Origin of the sequence: Streptomyces sp. NPDC058955, assembly GCF_042741435.1 — a bacterium.
In the GTDB taxonomy this organism is placed as follows: domain Bacteria; phylum Actinomycetota; class Actinomycetes; order Streptomycetales; family Streptomycetaceae; genus Streptomyces.
The window spans coordinates 16,076-27,001 of record NZ_JBHYKM010000009.1; the positions used below are offsets into that span (position 1 = coordinate 16,076).

8 protein-coding genes and 1 pseudogene are annotated in these 10,926 nt (G+C 74.3%); 5 read left to right on the forward strand and 4 right to left on the reverse strand.

Annotated elements, in window-relative coordinates:
- Positions 1 to 157: 157 nt before the first annotated feature.
- Positions 158 to 997, forward strand: a complete 840-nt coding sequence (locus tag ACFW1I_RS06295) for an EI24 domain-containing protein (protein ID WP_384666550.1) — start codon at positions 158 to 160, stop codon at positions 995 to 997.
- Positions 994 to 1,815 carry a pectate lyase gene (locus ACFW1I_RS06300; protein ID WP_384666552.1) on the forward strand — a complete coding sequence of 274 codons (822 nt, stop codon included), beginning with the start codon at positions 994 to 996 and terminating at the stop codon, positions 1,813 to 1,815. Before ACFW1I_RS06295 ends, ACFW1I_RS06300 begins: the two co-directional genes overlap by 4 nt.
- Before the next feature lies 1 nt (position 1,816).
- Here ACFW1I_RS06300 and ACFW1I_RS06305 read toward each other — a convergent pair whose 3' ends face one another.
- On the reverse strand, positions 1,817 to 2,782 hold the full coding sequence (locus tag ACFW1I_RS06305; protein WP_384666553.1) for a LysR family transcriptional regulator: 966 nt from the start codon (positions 2,780 to 2,782) through the stop codon (positions 1,817 to 1,819).
- A gap of 76 nt (positions 2,783 to 2,858) precedes the next feature.
- On the opposite strand from ACFW1I_RS06305, the pseudogene ACFW1I_RS06310 reads away from it, so the two are divergent.
- Positions 2,859 to 4,430, forward strand: a pseudogene (locus ACFW1I_RS06310) (M4 family metallopeptidase); the annotation flags it as partial.
- 506 nt (positions 4,431 to 4,936) lie between these two features.
- Here ACFW1I_RS06310 and ACFW1I_RS06315 read toward each other — a convergent pair.
- Complete coding sequence (locus tag ACFW1I_RS06315) at positions 4,937 to 5,662, reverse strand: carbon-nitrogen hydrolase family protein (RefSeq protein WP_384666555.1); 726 nt, start codon at positions 5,660 to 5,662, stop codon at positions 4,937 to 4,939.
- Entirely contained in the window at positions 5,650 to 6,576 is a 927-nt protein-coding gene (locus ACFW1I_RS06320; RefSeq protein WP_384666557.1) for a LysR family transcriptional regulator, read from the reverse strand. The genes ACFW1I_RS06315 and ACFW1I_RS06320 overlap by 13 nt, the downstream gene beginning before the upstream one ends.
- 49 nt (positions 6,577 to 6,625) lie before the next feature.
- Between ACFW1I_RS06320 and ACFW1I_RS06325 the strand changes: the two genes are divergently transcribed.
- Positions 6,626 to 7,435, forward strand: coding sequence for an NAD(P)-dependent oxidoreductase (locus ACFW1I_RS06325; protein ID WP_384666559.1), 810 nt, complete (start codon positions 6,626 to 6,628; stop codon positions 7,433 to 7,435).
- 234 nt (positions 7,436 to 7,669) lie between these two features.
- On the opposite strand, the gene ACFW1I_RS06330 is transcribed toward ACFW1I_RS06325, so the two are convergent.
- Positions 7,670 to 8,242 carry a TetR/AcrR family transcriptional regulator gene (locus ACFW1I_RS06330; protein WP_384666560.1) on the reverse strand — a complete coding sequence of 191 codons (573 nt, stop codon included), beginning with the start codon at positions 8,240 to 8,242 and terminating at the stop codon, positions 7,670 to 7,672.
- A gap of 111 nt (positions 8,243 to 8,353) precedes the next feature.
- On the opposite strand from ACFW1I_RS06330, the gene ACFW1I_RS06335 reads away from it, so the two are divergent.
- Positions 8,354 to 10,819 carry a glycoside hydrolase family 3 protein gene (locus ACFW1I_RS06335; protein WP_384666562.1) on the forward strand — a complete coding sequence of 822 codons (2,466 nt, stop codon included), beginning with the start codon at positions 8,354 to 8,356 and terminating at the stop codon, positions 10,817 to 10,819.
- Positions 10,820 to 10,926 lie beyond the last annotated feature (107 nt).

Consider the following 10,926-nt stretch of genomic DNA (forward strand, 5'->3'; position numbering starts at 1 on the left):
CACAGCCCGCTCGCGCTCTCCGTTTGCACCTCGCCCCCCCCCGTCCCCGTCTCGGGCCCCCGACCCGTCTCCGCCCCCCCCCCCCCCTTGGGCGGGCGGCCCCCCGCACCCCGGGGGGGCGGCCCGCACACGTGTGCAGCGCCGTTAGGCTGCGCGCATGCGCGATTTCGGGGTGGGTTTCGGTTATCTGGTCCAGGGCCAGAAGTGGGTGGCACGGCACGGCCGGCAGTTCGGCTTCGGGCTGTTGCCCGGTCTCGTCACCCTCGTCCTCTACGCCGGGGCCCTGGTCGGCCTCGGGTTCGGCGCGGACGACCTGGTGGCCTGGGCGACGCCGTTCGCCGACGACTGGTCCTCCCCGTGGCTCGGCCTCTTCCGCAACGCGCTGACGGCCCTCGTCTTCGTCTTCGGCCTCTTCCTCGCCGTCATCACCTTCACCGCCGTCACCCTCCTCATCGGCCAGCCCTTCTACGAGTCCCTCTCCGAGGACGTCGACCGCAGCGAGGGCGGCGAGGTCCCCGAGTCCGGCCTCCCGCTCTGGCGCGAGCTGTGGATCTCGGCCCGCGACAGCCTGCGGGTGGTGCTCCGGGTCGCCCTCTACGGCGTGCTGCTCTTCGCCTGCGGCTTCATCCCCGTCGTCGGCCAGACCGTCGTGCCCGCCATCGGCTTCTGCGTCTCCGGCTTCTTCCTCGCCGAGGAACTGACCGCCGTCGCCCTCCAGCGCCGGGGCGTCGAGCTCAAGGAGCGCCTGACGCTGCTGCGCGGCCGGCGCGGTGTCGCCCTCGGCTTCGGCGTCCCGCTCACCCTCGCCTTCCTCGTCCCCTTCGTGGCGGTCTTCCTGATGCCGGGCGCGGTGGCCGGCGCGACGCTGATGGTCCGCGACCTGCGCGGCGAGCGGGACGGGGACGCCGAGGAGAACGATCGGGAAGGCGGCAACCTTTCCGCTCCGGGTGGCGACCAGGGGGTGCACCGCATCCCCCTCAGGAAAGACACCCCATGACGACACACAAGCGCAGGACGGGCCGCCGCAGGGCGCTCGCCGGCGGACTGGCCGCGTTCGGCCTCACCGGCGCGGCCCTCGTCACCACCGGCCTGCTCGCCCCGGCGGGCGCGGCCCCGACCGCCCTCCCCGCCTGGCCGACCGCCAAGGGCGACAGGCCGGTCGCCAGGACCATCGAGGTCTCCGGCACCTACGACGGCAAGCTGAAGCGCTTCTCCGGCACCGGTGACCTCGGCTCCGACGGGCAGGACGAGAGCCAGCGGCCGCTCTTCGTCCTCAAGGACGGCGCCACCCTCAAGAACGTCGTCCTCGGCACCCCCGCCGCCGACGGCGTCCACTGCCTCGGCAGCTGCACCCTCCGGAACGTCTGGTGGGAGAACGTCGGCGAGGACGCCGCCACCTTCAAGGGCACCTCCCCGAACGCCGTCCACGCGGTGTACGGCGGCGGGGCCCGGGGCGCCTCCGACAAGGTCTTCCAGTTCAACGGCGCCGGCAAGCTCGTCGTGACCAGGTTCCAGGCCTCCGACTTCGGCAAGCTGGTCCGCTCCTGCGGCAACTGCGGGAAGCAGTACCGGCGGACGATCATCGTCAACGACGTCGACATCACCGCCCCCGGCAAGTCGATCGTCGGCGTCAACGCCAACTACGGCGACACCGCCTCGCTCCGGAACGTCCGCGTGCACGGCGACACCAAGAAGAAGATCAAGCCCTGCACCCGCTTCACCGGCAACGACACCGGCAGGGAACCCACCGAACTCGGCACCGGCCCCGACGCCACCACCTGCCGCTACACGGCCTCCGACGTCACCTACGACTAGCTCACTCCGCCGTCAGGATGGGGTGGAGTTCCGGTCTGGCCGCCCACCACTCCTGGTGGAAGGCGTTGTTGGCGACGTTCGCCAGGTACGCCTCGGCCGCCGCCCGGTACAGGAGTTCCGCGTGCCGGGCGGCGACCGTCGAGCGGTTCCAGGCGAGGCGGATCCGGCCGGTCACCGGGTCGCCCTCCAGGGGGCGCAGCACGGTGCCGTCGGCGGCCGGGGCGGTCGGCTGGCTCAGCGAGATCGCCCGGCCCGAGGCGATCAGGTCGTAGTGGATCTTCCGGTCGGCCACCCGGTGCCGCAGCGCCGGGGTGAAGCCGGCCCGCTCGCAGGCCGCGACCAGCGCCTCGGGGCCGCCGTCGTCGTCCTCGACCAGCGTCATCCAGGACTCGCCCGCCAGCTCGGCCAGCGCGATCCGCTCCTTCCCGGCCAGCGGGTGCTCCGCCGAGAGCCGGACGCAGAACGGCTCCTTGGGGACCAGCGTGCGGGCCGTCGTCCCCTCCGGCAGCGGCACCTCGTGGTCGTTGACCTCCCCGTACAGCACCGCGTCGTAGCGGCCCGCGCCGAGCTGCCGGGTCAGGGTCGTCGCCGAGTGCTCCACCGTCACCGCGATCTCCCGCCCGGCCACGACCTGTTCGAGCCGCCCGAGCAGCGTGTCGACCAGGACCAGCAGGATGCAGCCGAGCCGCAGCGGCGTGTCCGGGGCGACGGCCCGCGCCCCGGCCGCGATCGCGTCCATCTCGCCGAGCACCAGCCGCGCCTTGGAGAGCACGAACTCGCCCAGCGGGGTGGGCTCCACGCCGTGCCGCCCGCGCAGGAACAGCTCCCCGCCCGCGACCCGCTCGATCCGCCGCAACTGGGCCGAGAGCGCCGGCTGCGAGATGCCGAGCCGGAGCGCCGCGCGGCCCAGGCTTCCCGCCTCCGCAATCCGGCAGACGGCTTCGAGATGCCTCAACTCCAGCTGCATTTCAGCAGCGTACGCAGCGTGGCGCGGGCGCACCATAACCCGCGTCTTATGCCCGGTGAGATGTCCCGAACTCGCCATGCCCACGCCCATACTCGGCGCGACGATCCGTCTCCCCCACCCTGAACGGAGCACGACGTTGCACCCCACCAGACTCACGGCGGCCGTGGCCGCCCTGGCCCTGTCGGCGAGCCTCGCGACCGTCCTCGCCGGGACCGCCTCCGCCGCTCCCCAGGCGCAGCCGGTCCCGCCGGGCCACGGCAGGTCCCTGGCGCTGGCCGCCGCGGACTCCGCCGCCGCCAGCGGCCTCGACGAACTGCGGCACGGCGCCGACGAGGACCTCGTCAGGACCGCCGTCACCCCGTGGGCGAACGGCCTCTACTACACCGCCTACCAGCGGACGTACAAAGGCCTCCCGGTCCACGGCGGCGGCGACGCCGTCGTCCTCTCCGACTCCTTCGGCAAGGTCCGCGACGTCACCGGCGCCGCCGCCCCCGCGCTCAGGCTGAAGACCGACGCCAGGGTCACGGCCGGGGCCGCCCTCGCCACCGCCCGCGGGCAGCTGACCGCCGTGGAGAGCGCGAGCGCCCCCGAACTGACCGTGCTCCTCAAGGCCGGCAAGCCCGTCCTCGCCTGGCACACCCTGGTCGTCGGCACCACCGCCGAGGGCCTGCCCAGCTCGCTCGACACCTACGTCGACGCCCGCACCGGCACGGTCGCGCAGGCCACCGACAAGGTGATGCACGCCGAGGGCCGCGGCTACCACAACGGCAACGTCACCATCGACACCGCCGCCTCCTCGATGACCGACACCAGCCGCGGCGCCTTCAAGTGCGGCGGCCAGAACGGCAGCGCGTACACGGGCTCCTCCCCGTGGGGCAACGGCGGCGCCAACGACCTGGTGACCGCCTGCGTCGACATCATGTACGCGGCCCAGCGCGAGTCCGACATGCTCAAGGAGTGGTTCGGCTACAACGGCATCAACGGCCAGGGCGGCATGGTCCCGGCCCGCGCCGGACTCACCCAGGTCAACGCCTACTACGACGGCACGAAGACCACGTACGGGCGCAACCAGAACGGCACCAACCAGCTCACCGGCATCGACGTCGTGGCCCACGAGTACGGCCACGAGATCTTCGACCGGACCCCGGGCTCGGCCGGCTCGTCCAACGAGAACGGCGGCATGAACGAGTCCACCGGCGACATCTTCGGCGCGCTCACCGAGCACTACGCGAACAACCCGAACGACACGCCGGACTACACGGTCGGCGAGGAGCTGAACTTCACCGGCAACAACCAGCCCATCCGCAACATGTACAACCCCTCGCTCATCAACAACGACCCCAACTGCTACACCCAGCTGACCTCCGGCACCGAGGTGCACGCGGCGGCCGGCCCGCAGAACCACTGGTTCTACCTGCTCGCCGAGGGCTCCAACCCGGGCGGCGGCAAGCCCAGCAGCCCCATATGTTCCGGCGGCCCGTCCTCCGTCACCGGCATCGGCATCCAGAAGGCCGGCAAGATCTTCATGGGCGCCCTGCTGATGAAGACGTCCTCCTGGAACCACCCCGCGGCCCGCCGCGCCACCCTCACCACCGCCAAGAACACCTACGGCGCCACCGAGTGCAACGCGGTGAAGGCGGCCTGGAACGCGATCGGCGTCCCCGCCCAGTCCGGCGAGACCGACTGCGGCGGCACCTCGACCCCGGACTTCTCGCTCTCCCTGAACCCGTCCTCGGGCTCGGCCGAGCCGGACACCCAGGTCACCGCGACGGTCAACACCAGCACCACCGGCGGCGCCGCGCAGACCGTCCAGCTCTCGTCGAGCGGCGCCCCCGGCGGCGTCACGGTCTCCTTCAGCCCGGCCTCGGTGACCTCCGGCGGCTCCAGCACGATGACCGTGAAGGTCGCCGCCGGCACCCCGAACGGCACCTACCCGATCACCGTCACCGGTACGGGCTCCGCCACCCACACCGTCACCTACCAGCTGACGGTCGGCTCCACGACCCCGCCCACCGGCTGCGACGCCGCCGAGCACACCTACCGGGGCACGCTGGCCTCCGGCCAGGCCGCCGCCCAGCCGGACGGCTCGTACTACTACTCCGCGAGCGCCGGCACCCACGTCGGCTGCCTGCGCGGCCCGGCCCTCCGCCCGTCTCAGCCCACCTCGGCCAGCACGAAGCCCGGCTTCTCCGGGCCCGCGTCCGCGAGCCGGCCGCCGTCCGGACCCCAGATCCCGGCCCTGCCGCCGCCCTCGCCGACCTCGCTCGGCCCCAGCGCGTTGCCGAGCGCCACGAACAGACCGAACTCCCGGGCCCGCACCGGATAGACGGTCTCGAAGGAGTCGTTGTCGGCCTCCAGCATCGAACTCGCCAGATAGACCGCGCAGCCGTCGGCGGCGGCCCGCTCGGCCAGCTCCGGGAACCGGTTGTCGTAGCAGGTGGCCAGCGCGAACCGGAGCCCGTCGAGCTCGAACCGCCCGTCGGCCGTGCCCGCCGTGAAGGTGGACTGCTCGTGCCCGTGGAAGAGGTGCCGCTTGTCGTAGCGGGTGAGCAGCGAGCCGTCCGGGCCGATCACCAGCGTGGTCAGTCCCGGGTACGGACCCCCGCCCCGCACCGGCCCGTTGACGACCGCCGCCGCCCCCGCGGCCCGGCAGGCCGCGCGCACCGGATCGAGGCGCGGGTCGTCCTCGGTCAGCACCAGGGCGGGGTTCTCCCGGATCAGCGCGGTGTCGTACCCCGTGAGCGACAGCTCGGCGAAGACGACCACCCGGGCGCCGGCGGCCCCGGCCTCCCGGACCAGACCGGCGATCGTACGGACATTGGCCTCGATGTCCCCGGCGAGCGGGGCGAACTGGGCGGCGGCGAGAATCATGGGGCCCATGCTCGCAGCTCCCGCGCCGTCTCCCGCAGCCGCTCCAGGAAGGCCGTCGCCGCCGCCGTCGGCGCCCCCGGGGCGGCCGCGCAGATCCGCCGGTACGGCACGTCGTCCGGGTGGAGGGTGACGAGCGCGACGTCCGGGCGCACCGACGACGCCGCGAGCGCCGGGACGAGCGTGACGCCGAGGCCGGCCGCGACCGCGCCCAGCTTGGCGATCCAGTCGTGCGCGAGCAGCCCCGTCCGGGGCCGCAGCCCGGCGGCGAGCGCGGGCCGGAGGAGGGTGTCCTCAAGGCGTTCGTTCCCGACGATCCACTCCTCCTCGGACAGCTCCGCGAGCCGCACGTCCCGCCGTCCGGCGTACCGGTGCCCCCGCTCCAGCGCCACCAGCATGGGCTCGTCCAGGAGGTGATGGAGCGTCACTCCGGCCGGCGGGGGCGCGTCCACGGCCGGGCTGACCACCGCCAGGTCCTCCTCCCCGGCCGCGACCAGCGCCAGATGTTTCACCGACGGCCCCTCGACCCGGGTCACCACCACCCCCGGATGCCGCTCCCGGAAGGCCGCCTGTGCCCGGGGCACCAGGGCGGCGGTGGCGCTGGAGAAGGAGCCCAGCCGCAGCAGCCCGCCGTCCAGCGTGCGCAGCGCGGTCAGTTCGGCGCGGGCCGCGGCCAGCCGGTCCCGCACCGCCTCGGCGTGCGGCAGCAGCGCCCGCCCCGCCTCCGTGAGCCGCACCCCGCGCGGCAGCCGCTCGAACAGCTCCGCCCCCCACTCGTCCTCCAGGGACCGGACCTGCCGGGAGACGGCGGACTGGGTGTAGCCGAGGGTGCTGGCGGCGGCGGTGAAGGACCCGGACCGGGCGACGGCCAGGAAGGCGTCGTACAAACCGAGCGGCGAACCATGCGTGACCTGCATGGCAGCCATGCTAGACATTCGCTTGTCGCATGGCTGCGCCGGTCCTAGCGTCGAGGCCATGGACACCACCACCCCGCAGCCGATCGCCTTCCTCGGACTGGGCTCCATGGGACGGCCCATGGCCCGCCGCCTCCTCGACGCCGGTCACCCGCTCACCGTCTGGAACCGCACCGCCGCCAAGGCCGCGCCGCTGGTCGAGGCCGGCGCCGTGCTCGCCGCGAGCCCCGCCGAGGCCGTCCGGGAGGCCGAGGTCGTGATCACGATGCTGGCCGACCCGGCCGCCGCCCGCGCCGTCGCCGCCGAGCTGCTCCCGGCCCTGCGCCCGGGCACGCACTGGATCGACACCTCGACCATCGGCCCGGAGGCCACCCGCGAACTCGCCGCCCGGCTCCCCGAGGGGGTGACCCTGATCGACGCGCCCGTGATGGGCAGCGTCGACCGGGCCGCCTCGGGCGAGCTGCTGATCCTCGCGGGCGGCGACACCGCCCCGGTCGCGGACGTCCTGGCCCGGCTCGGCTCGGTCACCGCCTGCGGCGGGCCCGGCGACGGCGCCGCGCTCAAGCTGGTCCTCATCAACGCGGCCATCGGGGGAGTGGCGCTGGTCGCCGAGAGCCTGCGGCTCGCCGAGGCGCTCGGCCTGCCCCGCGACCTCGCCCTGCGCACCCTGGGCGCGGGCCCGATCGGCGGCGCCGTCGGCCGGGCCACCGCGACCGGCTCGTACTTCCCGGTGGCGCTGGCCGCGAAGGACGTGGCGCTCGCCGCCGGGGTCACGAGGCTGCCGCTCCTGGAGGCCGTCCACGAGCTGCTGGTCGCGGATCCGGCGCTGCGTGCGGAGGACCTGGCGGCGGTGGCCCTCCCGCCCCGCTGAAAATCCCAAGCGCCGTGTCCGTGGCGGGACTTAGGGTGGGGGAAGCGGTCTCGCGCGCGGGGTCGCAGGGTGCGGGGCCGTGGCAGAGTGGGCGATCGCCTACCGGGCCGAGGAGGTCCCCGGAGCCTGGGCAGCAGGGAGTGGCCGCCGGACCTGGCGGTGAGCTCGCGCGGGTTCGAATCCCGTCGGCCCCGCACCCGCCGTACGCCGGCCCGGCCGGTCGTGTGCCGCTTCCTACCGCTCGCCGGACCCCGCGAGCAGCCGCAGGAAGTCCCGGAAGGCGCTCGGCATGTCGACGGCGGCCGGGTCCAGCAGCCACTGGTACTGGAGGCCGTCCATCACGGCGGTGAGCAGGGGCGCCGCCCGCTCGGGGGTGAGCCCGCCCGGCAGGCGCTCGCCGAACTCCAGCCGCAGCACGTCCGCCATGCTGGCCCGCACGTGCGCGTACCGCTCGGTGAAGAACTCCCGCGCCGGATGCCCGTCGGTGACGCTCTCGCCGAGCAGCGCGGAGAAGGTCTGCACGATCCCCGGCCGCATCGCGTTGTACTCCACCAGCGAGTCCAGCAGGTCGAGCCGCCAGCCCTCGCGGTCCCGGCCGCCGCTGGTGTCCCAGCGGTCGCGCTCCTCCAGGACGGCGACGAGCAGGGCCTCCTTGGTGGGGAAGTAGTGCAGCAGGCCCTGCTGGGTCAGGCCGACGCGCTCGGCGACGGAGCCGAGCGTGGCGCCCCGGTAGCCGCGCTCCGCGATCACCTCCAGGGCGGCGCGCAGGATCTCCGCGCGGCGCTCCTCGCTCCTGGTCCGTGCCATCGCCGGCCCCCTTTCCGCAGGTCCTGTCGACAGGGACCGTACGCCATGGCCCCGACCCCCGAAGGTAACGGAAAGATTACATCACCTACCGATCTACAGGTAGGTGGGTTCATGATGGCCGTACCAGCACTTCAACGCGGAGGTACGGACGTGAACGAGGACGCCGTGCGCGAGGCAGCCGTCGAGGCCGCGCTCGCCCAGCTCGACCTGGACGCCAAGACCCGGCTGCTCGCCGGCCAGGACATGTGGTCCCTGCCCGCCCTGCCGGAGATCGGCCTCGCCTCGCTCGTCATGTCCGACGGCCCCATCGGCGTCCGCGGCGTCCGCTGGACCGCCGACGACCCGTCCGTCGCGCTGCCGTCGCCGACCGCGCTCGCCGCCACCTGGGACCCCGCGCTCGCCCGCCGGGCCGGCCGGCTCCTCGCCCAGGAGGCCCGCCGCAAGGGCGTCCACGTCCTCCTCGCCCCCACGGTCAACCTGCACCGCACCCCGCTCGGCGGCCGCCACTTCGAGGCGTACAGCGAGGACCCGTACCTCACCGGCGCGATCGGCACCGGCTACGTCCAGGGCGTCCAGGACGGCGGCGTCGGCACCACCGTCAAGCACTTCGTCGCCAACGACGCGGAGACCGACCGCTTCACCGTCGACAACCGGGTCGCCCCGCGCCCGCTCCGCGAGCTGTACCTCGCCCCCTTCGAGGCGATCGTCACCAACGCCCACCCCTGGGGCATCATGACCGCCTACAACCAGGTCAACGGCGTGACGATGACCGAACACCGCCACCTCGTCAACGAGGTCCTGCGCGGCGAGTGGGGCTTCGACGGCTACAACGTCTCCGACTGGATGGCCGCCCGCTCCACCGTCGGCGACATCACCGGCGGCCTCGACGTCGCCATGCCCGGCCCCGGCACCGTCTACGGCGAGGCGCTCGCCGCCGCCGTCCGCTCCGGCGAGGCCGCGGAGGCGGACGTCGACACCGCCGTGCGCAACGTGCTGCGGCTCGCCGCCCGCGTCGGCGCCCTCGCGGGCGCCCCCGCCGCCGTCACCGAACTCCCCGCCGCCGTCGACGGCGACGCGCTGGCCCGCGAGATCGCCCGCCGCGGCTTCGTCCTCGTCCGCAACGAGAACGGCGCGCTGCCGCTGAAGCCCGGCACCGTCGCCCTCTCCGGCGCCGCCGCCCGCGACGCCCGCGTCCTCGGCGGCGGCTCCGCCCAGGTCTTCCCCGAGCACGTCGTCTCCCCGCTCGACGGCCTCACCGCCGCCCTGCCCGACGGAGCCCTGAGCTATGTCGTCGGCGCCGACCCCAGCGACGAACTCGCCCCCGCCGACCAGGGCTTCACCCTCCGCGCGATCTGCCGCGACGCCGACGGGAACGTCCTCGGCGAGGGCACCCTCCCCAACGGCCAGGTCCAGTGGATCGGCGACGACCTCCCCGCCGGCGTCACCCACGACGCCCTCGCCTCCATCGAGGTCACCGGCGAGTTCACGCCCCGCGAGACCGGCGCCCACGCCTTCGGCACCCGCGGCCTCGGCGCCTTCACCCTCACCGTCGACGGGCGCGAACTCTTCGACGGCGTCCAGGAGATGGGCCCCGAGACCGACCCCTTCGAAGCCTTCTTCGGCTCCCCGGTCGAGCGCGGCACCGTCGAGCTCACCGCCGGCGAGACCGTCGAGGTCTCCCTCCGGCACACCCTCGCCAAGGAGCTCGCCGCCCCGCTCCCGGCCGTCATGTTCTCCTTCGTCCACCTCGGTCCCCGCCGTGACCCCGACGAACTGATCGCCGAAGCCGTCGAGGCCGCCCGCGCCGCCGACACCGCCGTCGTGGTCGTCGCCACCACCGAACGCGTCGAGTCCGAGGGCTTCGACCGCAAGGACCTCGCCCTCCCCGGCCGCCAGGACGACCTCGTCCGCGCCGTCGCCGCCGCCAACCCGAACACGGTCGTCGTCGTCAACGCCGGCTCCCCGGTCGAACTGCCGTGGCGCGACGACGTCGCCGCCGTCCTGCTCAGCTGGTTCCCCGGCCAGGAGGGCGGCGCCGCCCTCGCCGACGTCCTCACCGGCGCCGAGGAGCCCGGCGGCCGCCTCCCCACCACCTGGCCCGTCGCCCTCGCCGACGCCCCCGTCACCGAGGTCACCCCCACCGACGGCGTCCTCGACTACGCCGAGGGCCTGTTCATCGGCTACCGCGCCTGGGACAGGGCCGGCGCCGTCCCCGCGTACCCCTTCGGCCACGGCCTCGGCTACACCACCTGGTCGTACGATTCCGTCACGGCCACCCCCGAGTCGGTCACCGTCCGCCTCACCAACACCGGCGACCGCCCCGGCCGCGAGACCGTCCAGCTCTACCTCGCCCCGCTCCACGACACCGTGGAGCGCCCGGCCCGCTGGCTCGCCGCCTTCGCCGGCGTCGAGGCCGCACCCGGCGAGACCGTCGAGACGACGATCCCGCTCCCGCGCCGCGCCTTCGAGATCTGGGACGAGGAGAAGAACGCCTGGACCCTCGTCCCCGGCCGCTACGAGCTGCACGCCGCCCACTCGCTGGCCGACTCCCGCCTCACCGCCACGGTCGAGGTGTAACCCCCGCGGACCGGGGCGGCGGGGGGGGGGGCGGGCTCCCACCCGCCCCCCCCCCGCGTGTCGCCCGCGTCCGCGCGCGCGCGCCCCCCGACCCGCCCCGAGAGACA